21 protein-coding genes and 1 pseudogene are annotated in these 22,035 nt (G+C 68.0%); 5 read left to right on the top strand and 17 right to left on the bottom strand.

Features of this window, described 5'->3' with window-relative positions:
- The first annotated feature begins 146 nt into the window (after positions 1-146).
- A complete protein-coding gene (locus LPH33_RS08175) occupies positions 147-422 on the top strand; it encodes a hypothetical protein (RefSeq protein ID WP_088898738.1) in 276 nt (91 codons plus the stop codon).
- Positions 423-488: 66 nt separating this feature from the next.
- Here the strand turns inward: LPH33_RS08175 and LPH33_RS08170 are convergent, their stop codons facing one another.
- Entirely contained in the window at positions 489-1,268 is a 780-nt protein-coding gene (locus tag LPH33_RS08170) for a maleylpyruvate isomerase family mycothiol-dependent enzyme (RefSeq protein ID WP_229567765.1), read from the bottom strand.
- Between the two features lie 58 nt (positions 1,269-1,326).
- Here LPH33_RS08170 and LPH33_RS08165 point away from each other — a divergent pair, with 58 nt between their 5' ends.
- The gene (locus LPH33_RS08165; protein ID WP_420714495.1) at positions 1,327-1,764 is read left to right on the top strand and encodes a PPOX class F420-dependent oxidoreductase; all 438 of its coding nucleotides are present in this window, start codon (positions 1,327-1,329) and stop codon (positions 1,762-1,764) included.
- A 77-nt stretch (positions 1,765-1,841) separates the two neighbouring features.
- Here the strand turns inward: LPH33_RS08165 and LPH33_RS08160 are convergent, their stop codons facing one another.
- A complete protein-coding gene (locus LPH33_RS08160; RefSeq protein WP_229567762.1) occupies positions 1,842-2,804 on the bottom strand; it encodes an Acg family FMN-binding oxidoreductase in 963 nt (320 codons plus the stop codon).
- A gap of 104 nt (positions 2,805-2,908) precedes the next feature.
- Between LPH33_RS08160 and LPH33_RS08155 the strand changes: the two genes are divergently transcribed.
- Both LPH33_RS08155 and LPH33_RS08150 read left to right on the top strand, forming a co-directional pair.
- Positions 2,909-3,106, top strand: a complete 198-nt coding sequence (locus LPH33_RS08155; RefSeq protein WP_006552868.1) for a DUF4177 domain-containing protein — start codon at positions 2,909-2,911, stop codon at positions 3,104-3,106.
- A gap of 90 nt (positions 3,107-3,196) precedes the next feature.
- Positions 3,197-4,801, top strand: a complete 1,605-nt coding sequence (locus tag LPH33_RS08150) for an MFS transporter (RefSeq protein ID WP_160876225.1) — start codon at positions 3,197-3,199, stop codon at positions 4,799-4,801.
- Between the two features lie 21 nt (positions 4,802-4,822).
- Here LPH33_RS08150 and LPH33_RS08145 read toward each other — a convergent pair whose 3' ends face one another.
- Positions 4,823-5,305, bottom strand: coding sequence for a flavin reductase family protein (locus LPH33_RS08145; protein ID WP_016692074.1), 483 nt, complete (start codon positions 5,303-5,305; stop codon positions 4,823-4,825).
- Positions 5,302-5,808, bottom strand: a complete 507-nt coding sequence (locus tag LPH33_RS08140; RefSeq protein WP_229567760.1) for an NAD(P)H-dependent oxidoreductase — start codon at positions 5,806-5,808, stop codon at positions 5,302-5,304. Before LPH33_RS08140 ends, LPH33_RS08145 begins: the two co-directional genes overlap by 4 nt.
- A 135-nt stretch (positions 5,809-5,943) precedes the next feature.
- Between LPH33_RS08140 and LPH33_RS08135 the strand changes: the two genes are divergently transcribed.
- A complete protein-coding gene (locus tag LPH33_RS08135; RefSeq protein WP_059383632.1) occupies positions 5,944-6,603 on the top strand; it encodes a DedA family protein in 660 nt (219 codons plus the stop codon).
- Positions 6,604-6,606: 3 nt separating this feature from the next.
- Here the strand turns inward: LPH33_RS08135 and LPH33_RS08130 are convergent, their stop codons facing one another.
- The 13 genes and pseudogenes from LPH33_RS08130 to LPH33_RS08070 form a co-directional block, all read right to left on the bottom strand.
- Entirely contained in the window at positions 6,607-7,356 is a 750-nt protein-coding gene (locus LPH33_RS08130) for an energy-coupling factor transporter transmembrane component T family protein (RefSeq protein ID WP_059383631.1), read from the bottom strand.
- Positions 7,353-9,350 (bottom strand): ABC transporter ATP-binding protein, encoded by a 1,998-nt coding sequence (locus LPH33_RS08125; protein WP_229567758.1) that lies wholly within the window; start codon positions 9,348-9,350, stop codon positions 7,353-7,355. Before LPH33_RS08125 ends, LPH33_RS08130 begins: the two co-directional genes overlap by 4 nt.
- Positions 9,351-9,379: 29 nt before the next feature.
- A pseudogene (locus LPH33_RS08120) lies at positions 9,380-10,194 on the bottom strand (DNA polymerase IV); the annotation flags it as partial.
- A gap of 133 nt (positions 10,195-10,327) precedes the next feature.
- A complete protein-coding gene (locus LPH33_RS08115) occupies positions 10,328-11,128 on the bottom strand; it encodes an ABC transporter ATP-binding protein (protein ID WP_106200240.1) in 801 nt (266 codons plus the stop codon).
- Positions 11,125-12,177, bottom strand: coding sequence for a FecCD family ABC transporter permease (locus LPH33_RS08110; protein ID WP_420714481.1), 1,053 nt, complete (start codon positions 12,175-12,177; stop codon positions 11,125-11,127). Before LPH33_RS08110 ends, LPH33_RS08115 begins: the two co-directional genes overlap by 4 nt.
- The gene (locus LPH33_RS08105) at positions 12,174-13,193 is read right to left on the bottom strand and encodes a FecCD family ABC transporter permease (RefSeq protein ID WP_229568292.1); all 1,020 of its coding nucleotides are present in this window, start codon (positions 13,191-13,193) and stop codon (positions 12,174-12,176) included. Before LPH33_RS08105 ends, LPH33_RS08110 begins: the two co-directional genes overlap by 4 nt.
- A 20-nt stretch (positions 13,194-13,213) precedes the next feature.
- A complete protein-coding gene (locus tag LPH33_RS08100; protein ID WP_229567756.1) occupies positions 13,214-14,251 on the bottom strand; it encodes an iron-siderophore ABC transporter substrate-binding protein in 1,038 nt (345 codons plus the stop codon).
- A gap of 141 nt (positions 14,252-14,392) precedes the next feature.
- Positions 14,393-15,178 (bottom strand): helix-turn-helix domain-containing protein, encoded by a 786-nt coding sequence (locus LPH33_RS08095; protein ID WP_229567754.1) that lies wholly within the window; start codon positions 15,176-15,178, stop codon positions 14,393-14,395.
- Positions 15,179-15,236: 58 nt separating this feature from the next.
- The gene (locus LPH33_RS08090; RefSeq protein ID WP_229567752.1) at positions 15,237-17,759 is read right to left on the bottom strand and encodes a phosphoenolpyruvate synthase; all 2,523 of its coding nucleotides are present in this window, start codon (positions 17,757-17,759) and stop codon (positions 15,237-15,239) included.
- Between the two features lie 115 nt (positions 17,760-17,874).
- Entirely contained in the window at positions 17,875-18,930 is a 1,056-nt protein-coding gene (locus LPH33_RS08085; protein ID WP_229567750.1) for an AAA family ATPase, read from the bottom strand.
- On the bottom strand, positions 18,930-19,559 hold the full coding sequence (gene pnuC / locus LPH33_RS08080; protein ID WP_016692110.1) for a nicotinamide riboside transporter PnuC: 630 nt from the start codon (positions 19,557-19,559) through the stop codon (positions 18,930-18,932). Before pnuC ends, LPH33_RS08085 begins: the two co-directional genes overlap by 1 nt.
- A 120-nt stretch (positions 19,560-19,679) precedes the next feature.
- Positions 19,680-20,558, bottom strand: a complete 879-nt coding sequence (locus LPH33_RS08075) for a sulfurtransferase (RefSeq protein ID WP_016692111.1) — start codon at positions 20,556-20,558, stop codon at positions 19,680-19,682.
- Between the two features lie 102 nt (positions 20,559-20,660).
- A complete protein-coding gene (locus LPH33_RS08070; protein ID WP_229567748.1) occupies positions 20,661-22,025 on the bottom strand; it encodes an MFS transporter in 1,365 nt (454 codons plus the stop codon).
- Between the last annotated feature and the right edge of the window lie 10 nt (positions 22,026-22,035).

The following is a 22,035-nucleotide window of genomic DNA, read 5'->3' as shown; positions in this document are numbered from 1 at the left end:
CCGGGCGCGCCCCTCGGATTCGGGCGGATGTACCACATAGTGGAACGTCATAAACCTGCGACGCTTCGCGATCAGGTAAATGTAACGAAGCACACAGTGAAGACGACCTACCTGTCGAAGCACGAGAAAGAACGAAGGGGTTCATCGTGGGACACGACCGCCTACTTTTCATCGGACGTCCGGATGCGGACGAGGTCGCGCACTGGAGCACTCTGCGCGAACTCGCTCCTCAGCGAGGATGGAAGCCCACCCGGACATTCGAGCCCGGCGAAGTCGCCTGGGCCGTCGCCGCCGGTAGCGCCTTCGAGCAGTCCGGACCGACAGCCGAGGTGATCCATTCGCTGCAGGAAGCCCATATTCCCTGCACCAGCGCACTCGATGCGATCCGCCACGCGTACTCGGCCTCGCGCCTGTCGGTCTGACTCGCAGGCAGGTGGCCGCGCCTCAACGTCGCGGTGCGACCACCCGCTGTGCGTTCTACCTTCGGGCTAGCCGAAGGGACTGACGTCGAGCCAGGACGCCAGGAACCCGGAGTCGCCGAAGACCTCCACGTCGGCTGCGTCCACAGCGCGCCGACGATAGAGCACCAACAGCAGTTCCGTCAGCGGTCCGCGTACCGCCACGGCACTCTTCTCGTGGGCATGCCGCCACGTGAAGTCCTCGCCGGACAGGTCCACGACCCACTCCGCCGACGTGTCCGTCGCGTGGAAATGCAGCGTCCGGTCGGGTCCCTGCAACGCGCGGTGCCGTTCGACATCGAGCCGGGGCCAGGTGACCACCGCCAGGTCGAGCCATTCGTCCACGCAGTCCACCGCGAGATCGTGGGCCGGCTCGAAGTCCGCTCCCAGTGCGAGCGCAGCGTCGGCGCGATGCACCACGGTCTCGTGGGCGAAGCGTCGGGCGAAGAACTCCGGGGTCTTCTTGCCACCCGGGATCGGTGTCCACACCCGCAGGTTCGGACCGACCTCCCGCAATGCGGCCCCGAATTCGCGCGCTCCGTCCCGCAACCACGGAATCAGCTCGTCCGGATCCTCGTCGACGTAGTCCGACAACTCCCTCATCGCGCGGTCGGTGCGCGGCATCGCCCCTTCACCGCGGACCGCCTCGCTCGCCCAGCGGTGGCCGTAGCCGACGTGCCGGGCGAGCTGACCGAGGTTCCATCCCGGGCACGACGGCACCGGTGTGGTCATGTCCTGCCCGGCCAGTGAGTCCACCAGCAGTTCCGTCTGTTCGACGATCTCTCCGCAGTAACGCGCGTAGTCCAGCATGCCTGCCCTTCGTGCTCGGCTCCCGTACCCGCCCCGATTCTGCACGGTCGGCCGTAGTCTGGGCGCCATGCCGGCCGACGAGAGTGCACTCGAAGCCCTGTTCCCACCCACCGGAGTCGCCGTGCTCGCGACGATCAAGCGCGACGGACGACCCCAACTGTCGAACATCACCTACCGGTACGAACCCGCGACCCGCACGTTCTCCGTCTCCATCACCGACGATCGGGCGAAGACCCGGAACATGCGCCGCGACCCGCGTGTGAGCCTGTTCGTCGACTCCGACGACAAGTGGTCCTACGCCGTCGCGGAGGGCGAGGCCGAACTATCCCCGGTGGCGGCCGATCCCCACGACGACACCGTCGAACAGCTCGTCGAGTTGTATCGGGCGGTGCAGGGTGAGCATCCGGACTGGGACGTTTTCCAGGCCGCGATGGTCGCCGATCGCAGGTTGCTGCTGCGTGTGCGGGTCTCCCGCTTCTACGGCGCCGCGTGCTGATCCGGGCTTTGTTGTCCTCAAACGATTCTGGTGGTTTCGACGTCGCTGAGCGCGGTCGGGAACACCGAAGTTCGGGATCAGGATTGCTTGCGGAACAGAATCGCGGAAGTCGGACGGCGCGGCGTCGCCGCATCCGGACCCGGTCCCGTGCATACACCGACCCGGATCATCACTTGCGGCACGCCCTCGATGCGGGCCGTTTCCCGCAGGAACGCACGTGAGGATTCGGATTCCGTCAGGTGCGTGACGGAGCAGGTGGCCAGTCCACGGGCGGTGCACGCGAGGAGCACGGCCGATAGGGCTTCACCGCTCCGCAGCCAGTCGAGCCGCGTGTCCGTCGTGGTCGACAGGAGAAGTATCGCGGCTCGGTCCTCCGTCTCTGCCGACTCGCCGGTCGCGTTGCCGGGAGGGAACTCCCGCTCGGTCGCCACCGTGCGCCGTCCCGGTGGGAGTGCGTCCGGAGGTATTCCGTCCGGGTACATCGCATGTCCGGCCCACCAAGAAAGTTCCGTCTGATAGGCAAGGTCGGAGCGGCGTTCGCCGACGATGCGACGGGACAACTCCTCGAGTGCCGGTCGCTCGTGTTCGGCGATGGCACTCAGGCGGACACCCGCGGGTTCGACGAACATCTGCAGAGCGCTCTCGGTCCGAGCCCACTCCTGCGGAGCCCCCATCGGTAACCGCTCGGTACGTCGGCGGCCGATCGCCTCTGCCATCCGGAGGTCGGTGTCGGTCACCGCGTCAACTCGGCGGAAGCGCAGCGTCGCGAGACAACGACGATTCGTCGCGTCCGGCATCCGTTCGACCACGGTCGCCCAGTATCGGGCGATCAACGCCGTCCGGAGATGGTGCAGCACCGCTCCGCAGGACAGCAACATCTGGCGACCGGACGGATCGGTGGCCGGCAGGATGCGATCGTTGTCGCTGAACAACGTGAGTCCGTCCGCGTCCAGGATCCACCGCCACGGCTGACTGTTGTGCAACGACGGCGCGCGACCCGCGAGCGCAACTGCTGACTCGAGAGTCCGACGGTCCGGCATCGTCTCCACTGCTGCCTCCGGGTTTCGAAAGCGTCACCTTCCAGTGTCACGTACAGCCATCGGATTTCGACGAGATTCTCGCGGGACGACCGTAAGCTGAACGGGTGTACTCGTACAAGGTGATCGAGATCCGCGAGGGCATGCTCGGCGGGAAGATGTCCGGCGGCAAGCTCGAGAAGATCCTCAACGATCATGCCCGAGATGGGTGGCGCCTGAAGGCGATCACCTCCGCCGACATCAAGGGACGGATCGGTCCCGGTGGCGTCGAGGGAATGCTCGTGACGTTCGAACGCGAAGAGTAGAAGTCATGTCGCAGCGGATGCCGGTACCCACCGGTAGCGGCAGTAGCTCCTGTCGGCCGTTGCCGGCGACCTGAGCCGAAGGACGGACAGGTGTCGTCGCAGCCGGAGGTCCGCTCGGGTTCGACACTGGTACTCGCAGTGCTGGCGTCGGGCCAGTTCCTGATGACGCTCGACAGCTCGGTGATGAACGTGTCGATGGCGACCGTCGCGCAGGACGTCGGCACCACGATCACCGGCATCCAGACCGCGATCACCCTCTACACCCTGGTGATGGCATCCTTGATGATCACCGGCGGAAAGGTCGGCACGATCCTTGGTCGACGTCGTGCGTTCGGCATCGGACTGGTGATCTACGGCATCGGCTCGTTCGTCACGGGACTCGCCCCCAACCTTGCGGTCCTGCTGCTGGGATGGTCGTTGCTCGAAGGTATCGGCGCAGCCCTGATCATGCCGGCGATCGTCTCGCTCGTCGCGGCCAACTTCCCTCCCGAACGACGTGCCGCAGCGTACGGCCTGGTGGCAGCGGCCGGTGCGTCGGCCGTGGCCGTGGGGCCGTTGCTCGGCGGGGCGGTCACGACATTCGCGTCGTGGCGCTACGTCTTCTTCGGTGAGGTCGTCCTCGTGGCGCTGATCCTGCTGGTGCTGCGTCGCATCGAGGACGTTCCCCCTCACCGCGTCCACCTCGATCTCGTGGGATCTGCTCTGTCCGTCGTCGGTTTGGGATCCGTCGTCTACGGCGTCCTGCGCTCGAGCGAGTGGGGCTGGGTCCGGGCCGCGCCCGGCGGTCCCGCCGTACTCGGCCTGTCCCCGGTCATCTGGCTTCTCGTGGCGGGCTCGCTTGTGCTCTACGCATTCGTGCGGTGGCAGACCGCTCTCATGGACAAGGGACGCGATCCGCTCGTCGATCCGAGGATGTTCGCCAACCGACAACTCGTCGGCGGGCTGACGATGTTCTTCGCGCAGTTCGCGGTGCAGGCCGGAGTCTTCTTCTCCGTCCCTCTCTTCCTATCGGTCGTACTCGAACTCAGCGCGGTCGAGACCGGTGTGCGGATCCTGCCGTTGTCGATCGCGCTGGTGCTGGCCGCAACAGTGATCCCGAAAGTGCGACCCCACGCCGATCCCCGACGCGTCGTGCGCATCGGCCTGGGTTCGATGATCCTGGGAATCCTGATCCTCGTCGCCGGTATGGACCCGGGTGCCGATGCGGCCGTGGTGTCGATCCCCATGTTGTTGATGGGTCTCGGGCTGGGGGCGCTGGCTTCCCAGCTCGGCGCGGTCACGGTCTCGTCGGTACCGGATTCCGAGAGCGCCGAGGTCGGCGGTTTGCAGAACACCGCAACGAATCTCGGGGCGTCGCTGGGCACCGCGCTGATCGGATCGATCCTGATCGCCACCCTCACCACGTCGGTCGTCGCAGGAATCGAGAACAACCCCGACATCCCGTCGTCGGTTCAGCAGCAGGCGACCACCGAGCTGGCCACCGGTGTGCCGTTCCTGTCCACGACGCAGTTGCAGGCCGGGCTCGACGAGGCGGGTGTCGACCCGTCCACCGCGGAAGCACTCGTCGCGGTCAACGCCGACGCGCGACTCGAAGCGCTGCGCGCCGCGTTCGCCGTGACATTGCTCCTCGCGATCGCGGCGCTGTTCGGGACCGGACGGCTGCCGCGACGAGCGGTCGGAACACCCCCGCCCTAGAAAACTTCGGCGGTGCGCGGGTCAGGACGCGAGCAGACGGCGGAACGAGCTGCGGTGGAACACGATGGGTTCGACGTCGGCGTCGGTGAGCAGTTCGTTGATGCGAAGCACGACGATGGCGTGATCGCCCGCCGGGACCTCCTGCTCCACCGTCACGTCCATGCGCACGCTCGTGCCGGACACGAACAGGGCACCGCCCTCGCGGCTCTCGATGTCGATTCCGGCGAAGCGGTCGCCGTTCTTCGCGGCGAGCACCCGCGCGGCACCGTCGTGCTCCTCGCTGAGCACGCTGATGCCCAGGTGCGGGAGCGACGACAGTCGCGGCCACGTGGTCGAGGTGTTCTGCACGCAGAACGAGACGAGCGGCGGGTCGAGCGACACCGGAACGAAGGTGCTCGCCGCCATCCCGATCCGCTCCCCGTCCACCTCCGCGCAGATCGCGACGACGCCCGAGGGAACGTGCGCGAATGCCTGACGCAGAGACGGTCCGTCGAGAGTGGTCATGAGGCGGCCTCGTTTCGGAGTGCGGCGGACAGCACCGGCGACCAGCGTTCGGCGTAGTCCGCAATACGGGTATCAGTTGTGTAGGTCGAATCGTGAAGATACAGGCCGGGCGCCGGGCTCGTGGCGCCCAGTTCCACCAGGACGGGCTTGAGCAGCAGGTCGGGCGCGAGTGCGTGAGCGGGCCCGGCACCGAGCATGAGCGGCACGGCGACGACGTCGCGCAACCCGTCACCGGTGGCGAACTGGTCGAGGAACAACTTGAGGACGCCCGTGTAGGTGGCCTTGAAGGTGGGGCTCGCGAATACCACGAGAACGGCGGCCGCGACGGTCTCGACCGCGGCGGCGACCTTCTCGTCGCCCCAGCCGAGCAGTCCCGCTCCGAGTGTGATCACGTCCACAACGTGATCGGGCTCTCGTCCGGTGAGCGCCGTGGCGAGGCGGGGTCCGGCGTCCAGAGTGCGGGATGCGGGCTTCGGGTTGCCCGCGACGACAACGATCGTCACTGGAGTTCACCTTCCGGATCGGCCCTCCGGAGGAGAGCGAAGTACCCCGCCATCCTTCTCTCCGGTCGAGCGGACCGGAACCGTTTCGATCCGCACGAGCGGAAAGCTCGACGACCCCTCGGTAGGATCGGGTGGATGAGTGTCGCGGAGTCACAGTCAGCCCCCACCGACGGTCTCGCGGGATGGGCGCTCGACCTGATGGACCGCCTCGGCGGTGTCGGTGCCGGCATCGCGATCGCACTCGAGAACTTCTTCCCTCCGCTGCCCAGCGAGGTCATCCTGCCGCTCGCCGGGTTCGCGGCGAGCCTGGGCAGCTTCACCCTGTTCGGTGCGCTGTTCTGGACAACGCTCGGTTCGGTGGTCGGCGCTCTCGGCCTGTATTCGATCGGCCGCTGGGTGGGTGAGGACCGGATCCGCAGGGCGGTGCGGAAGTTGCCGCTCGTCGACGTCGACGACCTCGACCGTTCGACGGCGTGGTTCGAGCGGCACGGACGCAAGGCCGTCTTCTTCGGCCGGATGGTGCCGGTCTTCCGCAGCCTCATCTCCATCCCCGCGGGTGTCACGCAGATGCCGATCTGGCAGTTCCTGGCCTTCACCACCGCGGGCAGTCTGATCTGGAACTCGATCTTCGTGCTGGCCGGCTATCAACTCGGCGAGAACTGGAGCGCGGTGGAACCGTATGCCTCGGTGCTGCAGTACGTCGTGATCGCCGTCGTCGTCGCGGTAATCGCCTACGGGCTCGTCCGTCGCATCCGCTCGCGCGCGAAGAACACCGCTTCGGACAACCGCAACTGACGGTCAGCCCCACACGGTGATCGCAGTGCATGCACCCGCCACGACCAGCACCGTGACGATGTCCCCGAGCCGCAGTCGCAGCGGTGGGCGGGTCGCCGATCGAGGACCCCGCACCGACAGTGCGTCGCCGAGATCGCGGATCTGCCGCATCGACACCGACACCACCGCGCCGACGGCGTCGATCACCTCCTGCCACCATCCCGCCGGATTGCGGAAGCCGGGCCGGCCGCGCACCTTGCGGGCGGCGAACAGCACGCGCATCTCGGCACGCACGGTCGGCAGCATCCGCAACGCCAGCGCGCACACCGTCACCCATTCGTCGACGGGCAGCCGCAACAACCGCAGCGGCGCGAACAGGACCGGCAGGGCGTCGACGAGATCGGACAGCCGCGTCGTCCACCCCACCAGCGACGCGAGGACCAGCAGCCCCACGCCGAGCAGGATCGTCCGGACGTAGGCGGTGAGTCCGCCGCCGGCGGCGTTGAGCACCAGGCCGACGGCGAGGACCGCGAACACCCACCACGGAATCGTCGGGACCACCCCGCGCGGGATCCGCGCGACGAGCACGCCCGCGACCAGCACGGCGAGCAGGATTCCGAGCCCGGTCCAGCTCGGCGCGAAACTCACCGCCACCGACAGCGCCGCTGCCGACAGCACCTTCGTACCCGCCCACACCCGGTGCAGGGGTGTCTCCCGCGGTACCGGCCGCAGCAGGATGACGGGGCGGCGCTGCCGCGTACGTGTGCGACTCATGCGATCACCGCTCCCGTCTGCTCCACGATGCGTCCGTCCGCGAGCACCACGGTGCGCGAACACACCTCCTCCATGCCGTGCAGGTCGTGGGAGATGACGACGACGGTGACGTGCTCGACCGCCCGTAGATGGGCGAGGATCGACACCACTTCGCGGCGGCCCTGCAGGTCCAGCCCGGCCAGCGGTTCGTCGAGCACGAGCACCCGCGGGGTGCGGGCGAGCTGGGCGGCAATCGCGACCCGCCGCATCTCTCCCCCGCTGAGCCGATCGATCGGCCGGTCGATCAGTTCGGGACGCAGACCCACCCGGTGCAGGACGGCGGCGACGTAACCGCGGTCGGTGTGCGGAAGTCCGGCCACCTCGGAGATCTCCTGCGCGACGGTCGGTCGCTGCAACTGGAGCCGGGCCTGCTGGAAGACCATGCCCACTTCCCCGTGCAGGTCGGCGGTCGGGGTGTCGTGCAGGACGGCAGTTCCGTGCGTGGGACGCATCAGTCCGGCGACGATCCACGCGAGCGTCGACTTGCCCGAACCGTTCTCCCCCACGACGAGCACCCCTTCGCCGCGGCAGATCGTCAGCGACACCTCGCGCAGGGCGGTGTGCGCCCAGGGTGTGCCGGCCGCGTAGACGTGCGTGACGTCGCGCAGTTCGAGGACCGGTTGTGGGAAGGACGGGGCGGTCGCAGGGACCGGCGCCGGCAGTGGCGGCGCCGCAACCCCCGGGACGATCCGGCCGTCGGCGATGTGTACGACGCGGTCGGCGGCGCGGGCCTCGTCGTCGAGGTGGGTGACGAGCACGACCGCGGTGCCGTCGTGCGCGACGTCCGCGAGCAGGCGGATCAGGTCCGCGCGACTGTCCGCGTCGACCATCGCGGTGATCTCGTCGGCGATGAGCAGTGCGGGTCGCCGGGCCAGGGCGCCCGCCAGGGCCAGTCGCTGCAGTTGCCCGCCGGACAGATCCTCCGTCGCGCGATCCTCCATCCCGGCGAGGCCGACGCGGGCGAGCAGATCCTCGACGTCGACGTCGTCGATCCCCCACCGCAGGTCCTCGGCGACGGTGCGACCGAGCACCTGGCTCTCGGGGTGCTGCAGGATCATCGCGGTGCCACCGGGGCGTCCCGGTCCGACGGGTCCGGGCCGGTCGACCAGGCCGACGGTCGGCTCGAGTCCCGCGAGCAGCCGCACGAGGGTCGACTTGCCCGAGCCGTTGCCGCCGACGATCGCGACGAACTCCCCCGGTTCGATCGTGAGGTCGATGTCCGACAGGGCGTCACGGTCGGTTCCCGGGTACCGGTAGCCGACGAGGCGCAGTGCGACGGGTAGCGGTGCCGGGTCGGCCGTGGGGTCCTGTTCGGGCCAGTCGACCGACCGGGTCGCCCACGTACTGCGCAGGGCGACCACGCGGAAGATCCCGAAGCACAGCAGTGCGGTGCCCACTGTGCCGATGAGCACTGCGCCACCGATCCACACCCACCACAGCCGCACCATGATCTCGAGGGTCCGGTCCCAGGTGTCGACGAACTGCTGGCCCGCACCCGCTGCCTCGAACGCCCGGATCGTGCCGCGCATGGATGCTTCGAGGGCCTCGAGCAGCAGCACCCGGGTCCGGTCGAACAGCAACAGCAGACCACAGGCGGCGGCCGCGAGCAGCAACCCCGCCGGGACGGATCCGGCCAGCACCGCGAGCACCGCCGCGTGACCCCACCGACGGTGCGCGAACCCGACGAGGGTTCCGATACCGGACAGGACGACGACCGCGGCGACGGCGAACGGCCCACCGGCCACGAGCGCAACGACCCCGGCGGCGACCGTCGCAGCGACGATCGCGCGCAGGCGGCCGGTGGCGGCGAGGAAGGCGACGGGGAGCGCGACGAGCACCTGAGCGACTCCGACGGGTATCAGTCCCGCGACGACCGACAGCACAGCCGTCAACGTCCCGAAGACCGCCGCTGCGGCGGCCTCCGGTGGTCGTAGAGGTCCCCGTGTCCTGGTCACCGATCGCACCGGGCCCAGTCTGCCAGCCGTTAGGGCGACCGCACGTTCTCCGGTGGCGTCATCTCCACCCGCACTCCGACGAGCCGGACCTCCCGCTTGCGATCGAAGCGGTCGAGCAGTCCGACGGCCGCATCCGTGACGGTCGCGAGATCCGTGGTGGGTGACGGAAGAGCGACGCTCGAGGTGTGGGTGACGAAGGGCGCGTAGCGGATCTTCAGCGCGACCCGCACTCCCTCCCGTCCTTCACTGCGGACGTCATCGACGGCCCGCGCCGCGAGGCCGCGTACGCACCCGGCGATCACGTTCCAGTCGCCGACGTTGTGCTGGAAGGTCGTCTCCCGGCTGCGCGACCGTGCGACCCAGGGCTCCGCCGACACCTCCGTCGAGCCCGCACCGGCGCCGAGGCCGACGAGCCACGGCCCGGTCTTGGGTCCGAACCGCGCCGCCATCTCGTCGACCGGGGCACTCGCCAGCTCGCGGACGGTACGGATGCCCATGTCGTCGAGTTCTTCACCGTGCGCGAACCGATGCCCCACGACGAATCGGGTGAGCGCTCCCCCATCACCGCGAACCAGTTGTCGCGCGTCAACCGGAAGATCCCGCGGGGCTTCCCGAATCCCGTCGCGATCTTCGCGCGCAGGACGTTGTCGCCGATCCCGACGGAACAGTGCAGCCCGGTCGCATCGAGCACGGCGGCCTGCACCTCGCGCGCGAACGCCTCCGGATCGTCGGCCTGCACACCCATGAACGCCTCGTCCCAGCCGAGCACGTCGACGACCGTGCCGAAGCCGCGGAGAGTGTCCATCACGACCTGCGACACCTCGTTGTAGGTGTCGGCGTCGACGGATCGGACGTGCCCATCCCTCATAGGTTCGCGCGATCGATCCCCCCGGCCACGACGGCGCATTCGCTACGACTTCTGCTATCCGCTGCAGAAATTTCCGTAGCGGATGGCGATTCTTGTAGCGGATGGACGATCACATGATGTGGTGCCGCCCCACGGGCAGGACGAGCGGCTTGCCGGAGACCGGATCGGAGATCACGCGACTGTCCAGACCGAAGACCGCCTTCACCGTCTCACCGGTGAGCACATCCGAGGGGTCCCCCGAGGCGTAGATGCTGCCGTCGGCCATCGCGACGAGGTGGTCGGCGTACCGCGCGGCGAGGTTGAGGTCGTGCAGCACCATCACGATCGTCGTGCCGCGATCGCGGTTGAGGTCGGTGAGCAGGTCGAGGACCTCCACCTGGTGGCTCACGTCGAGGAAGGTGGTGGGTTCGTCGAGCAACAGAAGGTCGGTCTGTTGCGCCAGCACCATCGCGATCCACACGCGCTGCCGCTGACCGCCCGACAGTTCGTCCACGGAACGCTCGGCGAGTTCGGTGGTGTGGGTGGCGGCGAGTGCATCGGCCACGGCCGCGTCGTCCTCGCGGCTCCAGCGTGAGAGCACCCGTTGATGAGGATGCCGACCGCGGCCCACGAGGTCGGCGACGACGATGCCCTCGGGTGCGATCGGCGACTGCGGCAACAGACCGAGGGTGCGGGCGAGTTTCTTGGCGGGCAAGCGGTGGACGTCCTTGCCGTCGAGCAGGACGTGCCCGCCGCGCGGCGACAACAATCGCGACATCGACCGCAGCAGCGTCGATTTCCCGCACGCGTTGGCGCCGACGATGCACGTGATCCGACCAGGCGGCACCTTCAGATCGAGATTCTCGACGACGGTGCGGTTGCCGTAGCCGAGTTCGAGATTCTCGGCGATCAGGGTGTGCGTTGCGGTCACAGCGAGCCTCCCGCGCGGTTGGAGCGAATGATGAGGTAGACGAGATAGGGCGCGCCGAGCGCACCCGTCACCACCCCCACGGGGTAGCGCGTGCCGAAGGCGTACTGGCCGACGAAATCCGCGACCAGCACGAGCAGCGCCCCGACGAGTGCCGCCGGGACGAACAGCGACGTGCCCCGCCCCACGATCCGCGCGGCGATCGGGCCGGACAGGAAGGCGACGAATGCGATGGGTCCGGCCGCGGCGGTGGCGAACGCGATGAGTCCGACCGCGGAGACGATCGCGAACACGCGTGTGCGTTCGACCCGCACGCCGAGTGCCTGCGCCGCGTCGTCGCCGAGCTGGACCATCGACAGGTTGCGTGTCTGCACGAGCAGCACGGGCCCGAGCACCAGGAGGGCGACGACGACGGGCACCGTCGCACCCCACGTCGCACCGTTGAGGCTGCCGGTGAGCCAGCGCATCGTCTCCTGCAGATCCCACGTCGCCGCGGTGCTCAGGAGGTAGGAGGTGACGCTGTCGAGCATGGCGGCGATACCGATGCCGATGAGGATCAGGCGCGTGCCCGCCACCCCGCCGCGATAGGACAGTCCGTAGATCAGGAGAGCCACGGCGAGACCGGCGACGATCGCGACGACCGACACCCCGGTGCCACCGAGTCCGAGCACGATGATGGCGAAGGCCGCCGCGGCGCTCGCGCCGGAGCTGATGCCGATGATGTCGGGGCTCGCGAGCGGATTGCGCAGCATCGTCTGGAAGGTGATGCCGCCGAGGCCGAAACAGACGCCGGCCACCACCGCGAGGACCGCGCGGGGAAGCCGCAGTCGGCCGACGGTGAAGTTCGCGCCCGCCACGTCCTGTCCGAGCACGACGCGCAACACGTCCGCGGGCGGGTAGAAGGTCCGTCCGAACATCAGGCTCGCTACGAAGGCCACGACCACGAGCGACGCGAGCACGGCGATGACGACACGGCGCCGGCGTCCGCGCCGTATCCGGCTCGCGGCGAGGTCGTCGATGCCGGTGTCGGTGGTCTCGAGTGTGGCGGTCACAGTTCGCGCAGTTTCTGCCGTCGGACGATGTACACGAAGAAGGGTGCTCCGATGAGCGCGGTGATGATGCCGACGTCGATCTCGGCGGGTCGCGCCACGATGCGACCCACGACGTCGGCGGCAGTCAGCAGTCCCGCTCCCACGAGCGCGGAGAAGGGCAGCAGCCACCGGTTGTCGATGCCGATGAGCAACCTGCACAGGTGCGGCACGACGAGGCCGACGAACGCGATGGGACCGGCGATGGCGGTCGCCGCCCCGCACAGCAGCACCGCACCGAGCGACGAGATGCCGCGGGCGAGAGCGACACGCTCGCCGAGACCGGCGGCCATGTCGTCGCCGAGCGCGAGCGAGTTGAGGCTGCGTGCCGACAGCAGACAGATGGCGAAGCCGACGACGAAGAACGGCAGCGCCTGGGAGATGGCGTCGAAGTTCGCTCCACCCACGCCGCCGATCTGCCACGACCGCACGCTGCCGGCGATGTCGCCGCGCGGCAGGATCACGGCGGTGACGAACGATGCGAGCGCCGCCGAGGTGGCGGCACCGGCGAGGGCGAGTTTGAGAGGTGTCGCTCCCCCGCGCCCGAGCGACCCGATCGTGTAGACGAACACCGCAGCAGCGGCGGCACCGACGATCGCGACCCAGATCATCGAGGTCTGCGTCCACAGCCCGAACCACGCCATGCCGATCACGACGGCGAGCGAGGCGCCCATGTTGACGCCGAGAATGCCCGGGTCCGCCAAGGGATTACGGGTGACCCCCTGCATCACGGCACCGGCGAGACCGAGCGCCGCGCCGACCAGCAGCGCGAGCACCGTGCGCGGGATGCGTTTGGCGATCGCGCCCTGACCGATGTTGTCGGTGGCGCCGCCGAGGGCCGCGACGATGTCGGCCGAGTCGACGTTGCGCGAACCGATCGTGATCGATGCGATCACCAGCAGGACGAGCACACCGAGCAGAACGAGGAGCCAGACGGAATTGCCGATGGCCGAGCGCCCCTTCTCGGGGGCGCTCGGCATCGACTCGTCGTGTAGTGCGGTCACTCCGCGTTCGTCTTGGCGGCTGCGTCGGAGAGCAGCTGGACGTAGTCGGAGAGGACCCAGGAGATGGCCAGCGGCGTCGGGTTCGCTGCGGTGCCGAGCGGGCCGGAGCCGTCGAGGAAGACGATCGAGCCGTTGCGGACGGCGGGCATCTGCGACAGCAGCGGGTCGGCCTCGAGCGCGTCGACGAGTTCCTGGTCGCCGTAGGTGACGATGATCTGCACGTCGTCGAAGACGTCGACCTGCTCGGCGCTGACCTTCTTGGAGAAGGCGTCGTCGGTGGAGGCGTCCGCGACGCTCTTCGGGGTGGCCAGTCCGAGGTCCTCGAAGAAGGCGGCGCGGGTGTCGTTGGCGGTGTAGAAGCTGACCTGGCTCAGGTCGGCGGTGTCGACGTGGGTGAGGAACATCGTCGCCTTGCCCTCGAGTTCGGGGTGGGCGGCGGCCGCGTCGGAGATCTCTTGCTCGAGGCTCGCGACGAGCTCCTTGCCCTCCTCGGCCATGCCCAGGCCGGCGCTGTTGAGCTCGATCATGTCGCGCCACGAGGTGGCCCAGGGAGCCTCCGGGTAGGCGACGACGGGAGCGATCTCGCTGAGGGTCTCGTAGTCCTCCTGCGTCAGACCGGAGTAGGCGGCGAGGATGACGTCGGGGTTCGTGTCGGACACGGCCTCGAAGTCGATGCCGTCGGTCTCGTCGAACAGCACGGGGGTCTCGGCGCCGAGTTCCTCGAGACGTTCCTCGACCCACGGCAGCATGCCGTTGCCGTCGTCGTCACCGAAGTTGGCGGCTGCCATTCCCACCGGTACGACGCCGAGCGCGAGCGGCACCTCGTGGTTGGCCCAGTTGACCGTGGCGACGCGTTCGGGTTTCTCGTCGAGGGTGACGGTGCCGAGCGCGTGCTCGATGGTGATCGGGTACTCGCCCGAACCGGCGGAGCCGGAGTCGGCGGTGTCCGAGGAGTCGGAGGATCCACAGGCGGTGAGACCGAGGGCGACCGCGACGGATGCGGCGGCGATCGCCAGAAAGCGCTTCGAACGCATGGAGGCAGAACTCACTCTCGTACGGGGTGGGGGCTCGGCCCTATCTGCCGCGAGCAGTTAGGCGAGGTTTGCCTAAATCTAATGTCGAACCAGATCCGGCGCAATCGCTCGATCGGGACAGCCCCTGTAGCGATCGGGACATCACCCTGCGCGGAACATCCCGGGCGTCGTGCCGGTGACCCTGCGGAAGGCCGCACCGAACGCGCTCGCCGATCGGTACCCCACCTGTTCGGCGACGTCGTCGACGTCGGTGCCGTGACCGAGCAGCATCACCGCGCGCTGGGCACGCACCACCGCGACCCAGCGCCCGAGGCTCAGGCCGGTCTCCGACCGGAAGGTGCGGGTGATGGTGCGGGTGCTCACCCCCAGTTCGGCCGCCCAGTCCGAGAGCGTCCGCGGATCACTGGGGTCCTCGGCGATCGCTTCGACGATCGGCCGCACGACCGGCGACGAGGGCACCTGCACCATCAGTTCGTTCTCGGCCGGTGCCAGCACGTCGATCACCATGCGTTCGGTCAGCGACCGCGAGTCGTCGCCGAGGCGATCGTCCGTCAGCCGGTCGAGCAGCAGTCGCAGCAGGGATGTCATCTCCACCGCGACCGGACCGTCGGACAACGACGGCGCCGAGTCGATCCCGAAATGCGCGGTGCGGTAACAGGTTCCGGCGGGCATGACGCCCCAGTGGAGCATGCCCGCCGGAATCCACAGTCCCATGGTCGAGGTGATCGTCCATGTGCGCGAACCGATGGTCGCGGTGGACGCACCTCGGTCGTTCCACAGCAGTTCGTGCGTCGGATGCGAATGCGCCTCGAAGCGGGTGTCGCGGGAGACGAGCTCGTCCATGCCCGCGATGACGAAGGGCACGTCGATCTCGCCGGCCTCGTAGACCGGCAACGTCCTGCTCTCGACCGCCTCGACGCTCTTCACCCGACGCCCTCCTCCGCTCCGCGACGACGACAATCCTCACATGTCCCGCCGCCGCGGCTCAGGTCAGGATCTCGACGTACCCTTCCGTGCCGTGCACGCGGATGCGCTGTCCGTCGCGGATGATGCGGGTCGCGTCCTCGACACCCACGACGGCCGGCAGCCCGTACTCGCGCGCGATGACCGCGCCGTGGGTCATCACGCCGCCGACCTCCGTCACCAGCGCGCTGACGGTGACGAACGCCGGGGTCCAGCTGGGGTCGGTGAACGCGGTGACCAGGATGTCGCCGGGTTCGAGATCGGCCCGGTCCATGTCGGTGACCACGCGGGCGCGGCCCTCCACGACACCGGTGGACACCGCGATACCGGGCAGGGCACCGTCGGGCAGTCCGTCACGGCTGTACGCACCGGTGAGTGTCTCGCCTGTCGACAGCAATACCCGAGGGGGTGTGAGAGGGGCGAACGAGGCGAACTCCCGCTTCCGCTCGGCGACGAGGTCGCCGACCGGTCGTGGTGCGCGCACCACGTCCTCGAGTTCGTCGAACCCCAGGAAGAAGATGTCCTCCTTCTCGTCGATCACCCCGGCTCGGACGAGACGCTCCGCCTCACGCAGCAGCGCCTGCTTGTAGACGAAGTAGCGGCCGATCATGCCGTATTTCGGATACTCGCGATATCCCGCGAAAGCGCGGACCCGGTCGACGAGCCTCTCTATCTCCCGCGCCTTCTGCTCCCCGTCGGGCAGACCCCGGACGCGTTCGAGGAGTTCGCGCTTCTTCTCCTCCGCTTGCCGGCGGCCCTCGTCGAAACGCTGTGTCGCGGCACCGGGTTCGAAGTTGTCGAGATTGCTCACGATCATCGGCACCAGCATCGTGGGGCGCTCACCCCACCTGGGCCGGGTGATGTCGATTTCCCCGACACACCGTCTGCCGTACTTGCCGAGGAAGTCCTCGAGTGCCGCTCGTACCTGCGGTCCGCCCTCACGCGCGCCGAGTGCGTCGAGGAAGCGTGCGTCGTCGAAGCCCTCCGCGTCGACCTGGCGCAGGAACGCTACGACGTCCGGGTATGGGCGCGCGGCATCGGCGACGTCGAGCAGCGCCAACCCCATCTCCGAGGTGACGTTGTAGGGCACCGAGCGGGAGATGACGTCCGCAACGTTCTTCTCCCCCAGCCATTCCTGCCCCAGCTCGTTGAGCCGCTCGGCGGCCTGCATACCGGCGGCGAGCACCTCTCCGACCTCCTTACCGAACAACGATTCCTGCAGCTCGCGGATGTCGGCGCGGATGAAATCGAGTAGCGCCGAACCGGTTTCGTTCTCGATGAGACGCGCCGATTCGGCGATCGCGGCCTCGTTGCGCGCCACGAGTTCGGGCACGACGGCAGGGTCGATCTCGTCCGGGGCGGGTGGCAGACCGACCCGCGCGGCAGCAGGGTCGTCCGGGCGCGTCGGGACGAATCCTCGATCGAGCACGGTTCGCAGCGCGTCGCCGAAGAGCGGGTCGGAGCTGCCGATCATCCCGACGATGCCCGGTCCCTGGGTGGGTGAGGCCAGCATGGGCGTGACGTCGACGAACAGCCGCCCACCCGCGTGTCGCATGGGCGCACGGCTGGTCAACTGCCACATGGAGATTCCCAGTGGCTTCAGCGGATCGGTCATCATCTGCTGGTGACCGACGGACAGGTAGACGTGGTTGTCGTCGTCGCCGGCCTCCGGGACGGGGAACAGCGTGGTGATCGGGCGGCTCTGCACGATGTGGAAGACGCCGGCGGCCAAGCACCATTCGATGTCCTGGGGACGCCCGAAGTGTGCTTCGATGCGTCTGCCCAGCTTGACGAGTTCGACGAGGTGCGTGTCGCTCAGCACCGGTGCCTCCTGGCGCTGCGTCCGGTCCACGACCTCGCCGGCACGCACCGCGTACGCGTCGGCGTTCACCAGACCCGACACCAGGTCGTCGCCAAGCCCGGCGACCGCATCCACGCAGGACACCGTGCGATCCGAGGTGACGGGATCGGCGGTGAACAGCACACCCGATTCCTGCGGGAACACCATCCGCTGCACGACCACCGCCATGTGTACCTTCCGATGGTCGAAGCCGTTGTTCACCCGGTAGGCGACGGCACGCTCGGTGAACAGCGAGGCCCAGCATCTGCGCACGTGCCGGAGAACCTCTTCGACGCCCCGGACGTCCAGGTAGCTGTCCTGTTGCCCCGCGAACGACGCCGTCGGCAGATCCTCGGCGGTCGCGCTCGAGCGCACCGCGACGGGCACGTCCTCCCCGAGTTCGCGGACCCGCGCGGCGATCTCCTCCGCGATGTCGCCGGGGATCGTGCACTCTTCGATCTCCGTACGGATCTGCGTGCTCAGCGCTGCGATGTCGTCGGGTTCGGCCTTCGCGAGTCGCTCGAGCAGGTCGTCGACACGCGGTAGCTCGGAGAGCACCGTTCGATAGGCGTCCGTCGTCACGCAGAACCCGTCGGGCACGTCGACGTCGTCGATGCGCCACAACTCCCCCAGGCTCGCTCCCTTGCCACCCACGATCGACACCGCCGTGCGGTCGATCTCCCGAAAATTCTGTACGTAGCCCATTCCAGCTCCCCACCTGCGACTTCAATGCTGTGTGGGCGAGTATGAACCCAATTTTCGATCCTCATGAGGGCCGAGGATCCGGTATAACGTGAGAGGGGGAAGACGAATTCCGACGCTACAGCGGCGCGCCGAACTGCGAACCCAGCCGCAAGGCCTGATCCGCCACCCGTTCCGCCAGATCGACCCGCTCCTCGAGACTGCCGGTGAGCAACACCCAGGAGCGCCCCGTGGCAGTGAGCGCGTCGACGAACCACTCCGTCATCTGCGCGCGGAGGTGTTCGCCGTCCCGGATGCCGTCCTGCACGAACGGAACACCGTCATGATCGGTGAGCAGGTACAGCGCTCGCCGGTCGCGGACACCGCGCCACGCCCGCTCACTGCTGCCGAGATAGCGTCGCTCCCACACGGTCGTTGCGAACGCGTCGGTGTCGCAGACGAGCAACGGTGCACCCTCCCTCGCCGCGTACTCCTCGAGTCGCGTCTGTTCGACGGCGATTCTCTCGAAATCGTCTCCGGCCCAGATTATGTCGCTCACCTCTCCGGTGCCGAGCTTGTCGTAGGTGACCTGTCGTCCGTATTCCGGCACCCAGCCGGTTCGTTCCCACACACCACCGCGATTTCGGAATCGACGCACCAGTTCTCGGCTCACGGTGGTGGTGCCCGTGGATTCGGAGCCGAGGACGACGATGCGGGTCGTGAGGCCGGCACGGGCCGGTGCGTCGAGATCGTCCCATCGCCCGGCGAGATCATTACGGCAGGCTGTGCCGGAGGCGGGATGCGCGACACGCAGCGGGTCGACGCACACGTGCGTGGCCGAGAAGCGTCGAGCGAGCTCGTCACCGTACTTCTCGCTGGAGACCACCGCATCGACCGGAACATCGGTGACGGTGCGCACGGCTGCTTTCATACAGGCGACCTGCCCGGCCCATACGGTGTCCGATTCCAGGTCCATCGATGCGTCGCACGGAATTCCCGTCACGGTGACCGGCGTGTCGACGGCGTGTGATTCGCGCATCCACGACACGCGGTCACCCAACGGAATCGTCTCTGCTGCAGAGGACATGACGACGACGGTGACGCGTTCGGCGATTTCCGCAGCGCGCCGGACGAGGTGATGGTGACCGACGTGAGGTGGATAGAACTTCCCGATGACGAGTGCGTGCCGATACATCACTGCACCTCCACCAGTTGCCGCTCGACCGCCATGGAGCGTCGCCAGGCAACCAGGCCCCGAATGCACAGGAGCAGGAAACCTGCGTACAGCAGTGCCGTGAGCGTCAGTCCCTTGTGCAGGTAGAGCGGGATGTAGATCAGGTCGGCGGCGATCCACAGCAGCCACGACTCCCACCGTTTCTTCGCCTGCCCCCACGTCGCGAGCAACGACAGCACGGTGGTGGTCGCGTCCCAGAACGCGACGGTCGAGTTCGTCGCGACCTCCAGCAACGCCGTCAGCCCGATCACCGCAGCGACACCGACGACCGCGAGCACGCTCCACTCGGTCGTGTTCGTGCCCGTCACCGGCAGGGCATCCCCGTCTCTGCCCCGCGCCCAGTTGCTCCACCCCCACACGGCGAGCGCGATGTACACAACCTGCAGTCCGGAATCGGCGTAGAGCCCGGCGGTCGCGAAGAGCAGGATCCACACGAGGTTGTTGGCGATACCGATCGGCCAGTTGAGGATCGACTGCCGCCCCACCAGGTACACGCACCACGCGCCGCTGACGAAGCCGAACACTTCGGCCCAGGTGGTGGGCGTACCGAGTGCAGTGAACGCCGTCGAGTTCAGAAATGCGATCATCATCGCCGCCTTTCGCTTGTGGCAGCGATTAGATCATGTTTGCTCTAAATGATGCAACGGTGAAATCGACTTCGGTGTTCTCGACGGCGCTATACGACGTCGAGAACACCGAAGTTTCGGGAATCAGCGGGGGTCGGGGCCCTCCACGAGCGGCAGGGATTCGTCGGCGGTCCACGCGTTGAGCGAACCGTCGTACACCGCAACGTCCGACCGACCTGCAGCTGCGAGCGCGTGCGCGAGTCCGGAGGCCGCGATGCCGCCGCCGCAGTAGGTCACCGGCTTGACGTCCGGGTTCAGAGCGCCCGCCTTGTCGAAGATCTCGCGCAGTTCCGCCGCCGGCTTCAAGCGTCCGGTCGACGGGTCGACGAGATCACCGAAGGGGATGTTGATGCTGCCCGGGATGTGCCCGCGTCGCGGGTAGGACGGGCTCTCCCCGCGGTAGGTCGCGGGATCCAGGGCGTTGATGATCAGTGTGTTCGGGTCGTCGAGCGACGCCGCGATCTCCTCCGTCGACCGCACGAGCTCGGGCCGGTGCTGCGAAGTGAACGTCGCACCGTGCGGGACCACCTGCTCGTCCGAGACCGGATATCCGGCGGCCTTCCAGGCGGGTAGTCCGCCGTCGAGCACGGCGGCGTCGTCGAAGCCTTCGAGCCGCAGCTGCCACCACAGTCGCGCGGCCCAGATGCCGTTCTTCTGGTCGTACAGCACCACGCGGCGTCCCTCGCCGATGCCGACCGCACCGGCGGCGGTGGCGAACCGTTCCGACGACGCCGCGGTGAACGGTTGCGGTGCTTCGTGATCGGAGAAGTCCGTGAACAGGTCGGCGTAGACCGCGCCGGGAATGTGCTCTTCCAGGTAGGTCGCCAACCCGGGTTCGATGTGCACGGACCCGTCCGGCGGCGTGCTCAGGTGCACGGTGGCGTCGACGACGACGAGGTCCTCGTCCCCCAACTGCTCGTACAGCCACTCCGCGGAGACGGTGTTCGGCTTCGTGTCGCTCATCGAGGTCCTCCTCTGCTCTCGGTGTCTCCTTCCAGTAGAGCAGCCATACGACTTGGGTGGGTTCGTCCCCGCTCAGCGGGGTCGAACCCACCGAAATCGACGTCAGTTGTGTTCGGTCCGGGTCGCGGCGAGGTTCTTGCCCCGGGTCTCCGACGCGATCCACGCGGCGAGGATCGTCACACAGGCGGTACCCACGAGGATGAGGCTCAGCGGCAGACTCGATCCGTCCGACGCGACCAGCAGGCTCGCAGCGATCATCGGTGTGAAGCCCGCGCCGATCAGGCTGGCGAACTGGTAACCGAACGACACCCCGGTGTACCGCACGTCGGTGCCGAACATCTCCGACAGCATCGGTGCGAGCGGCGCGTACATCGCCGACTGCACGACCTGCCCGAACAGCAACGCGACCGTGAGCAGCGCGATCGAACCAGAGTTGATCATCATGTACAGCGGGAAGGCATACAGCACCGCGACCGCCGCCCCCGTCAGACTCACGGCGCGACGTCCTACACGGTCGGACAACGCCGAGAAGCCGGGGATCGCGACGATCGAGACGACCGACATCAGCACCAGAATCCGCATGACGGTCGACGAGCTGTATCCCACCGATGTCGTGTAGGCAATGATGTGCGACGTGATCAGCGCGGTCATCGCGAACGGGCCGATACCCACCGCACACGCGAGAACGAGCGGGCGTGGACGTCGGAGCAGTTGCAGTACCGGCGGTTTCGCCTCGGCGGCGACCTCCGCTTTCGCCGCAGCCTGCTCGAAGACCGGACTCTCGACGACGCTCATGCGCACGTAGAGGCCGATCGCCAGGAGCGCGGCGCTGGCGATGAACGGGAGTCGCCACCCCCATGACTCGAACGAGGCGTCCGGGAGCAGGGTCGCGAGCATCACGGCCGACGTCGACAGCAGGAATCCGATCGGCGAACCGAGCTGCATGAGGCCGGTCCACAGCCCGCGACGACGGTCGTCGGAGTGCTCGGCGACCATCAGTGCCGCGCCACCCCACTCGCCACCGACAGCGACGCCCTGCACGACGCGCAGCGTCACGAGCAGGACGGGCGCCAGCATGCCGATCTGGTCGTAGGTGGGCAAGATGCCGATCGCGAAACTGGCGATACCCATCATCACCATCGTGATGACGAGCATCGACTTGCGCCCGAGGCGGTCGCCGAAGTGCCCGAACACCAGGCCACCGAGTGGTCGTGCGACGTAGCCGGCGGCGAGTGTTCCGAAGGCGGCGATCGTCGAGACCGCCGAGCTCGACGACGGGAAGAACAGGTCGCCGAAGACGAGGGCGGCCATCGTGCTGTAGAGCAGGAAGTCGTAGTACTCGATGGTGGTGCCGAGCAGGCTCGAGAGGGTGACCTTCCGCAGTTGCGCGATGTCACCGGACGGCGGGCTCTGTACGTCGCGTGCTGTGTTCGTTTCCTCGGTGGGGGCCGACGCAGGCTGCTCCATTCAGCACTCC

Origin of the sequence: Rhodococcus sp. RDE2 (assembly GCF_020885655.1) — a bacterium.
Taxonomy (GTDB): Bacteria; Actinomycetota; Actinomycetes; order Mycobacteriales; family Mycobacteriaceae; genus Rhodococcus; species Rhodococcus pyridinivorans.
This window is presented reverse-complemented; position numbering and strand designations above follow the sequence as displayed.

Bases quoted from the DNA above. Each gene is read 5' to 3' on its own strand.
- LPH33_RS08170 (WP_229567765.1), bottom strand. From the start codon at position 1,268: ATGCTGGACTACGCGCGTTACTGCGGAGAGATCGTCGAACAGACGGAA.
- LPH33_RS08160 (WP_229567762.1), bottom strand. From the start codon at position 2,804: ATGCCGGACCGTCGGACTCTCGAGTCAGCAGTTGCGCTCGCGGGTCGC.
- LPH33_RS08145 (WP_016692074.1), bottom strand. From the start codon at position 5,305: ATGACCACTCTCGACGGACCGTCTCTGCGTCAGGCATTCGCGCACGTT.
- LPH33_RS08135 (WP_059383632.1), top strand. From the start codon at position 5,944: ATGAGTGTCGCGGAGTCACAGTCAGCCCCCACCGACGGTCTCGCGGGA.
- LPH33_RS08130 (WP_059383631.1), bottom strand. From the start codon at position 7,356: ATGAGTCGCACACGTACGCGGCAGCGCCGCCCCGTCATCCTGCTGCGG.
- LPH33_RS08105 (WP_229568292.1), bottom strand. From the start codon at position 13,193: ATGCCGAGCGCCCCCGAGAAGGGGCGCTCGGCCATCGGCAATTCCGTC.
- LPH33_RS08100 (WP_229567756.1), bottom strand. From the start codon at position 14,251: ATGCGTTCGAAGCGCTTTCTGGCGATCGCCGCCGCATCCGTCGCGGTC.
- LPH33_RS08090 (WP_229567752.1), bottom strand. From the start codon at position 17,759: ATGGGCTACGTACAGAATTTTCGGGAGATCGACCGCACGGCGGTGTCG.
- LPH33_RS08085 (WP_229567750.1), bottom strand. From the start codon at position 18,930: ATGTATCGGCACGCACTCGTCATCGGGAAGTTCTATCCACCTCACGTC.
- pnuC (WP_016692110.1), bottom strand. From the start codon at position 19,559: ATGATGATCGCATTTCTGAACTCGACGGCGTTCACTGCACTCGGTACG.
- LPH33_RS08075 (WP_016692111.1), bottom strand. From the start codon at position 20,558: ATGAGCGACACGAAGCCGAACACCGTCTCCGCGGAGTGGCTGTACGAG.
- LPH33_RS08070 (WP_229567748.1), bottom strand. From the start codon at position 22,025: ATGGAGCAGCCTGCGTCGGCCCCCACCGAGGAAACGAACACAGCACGC.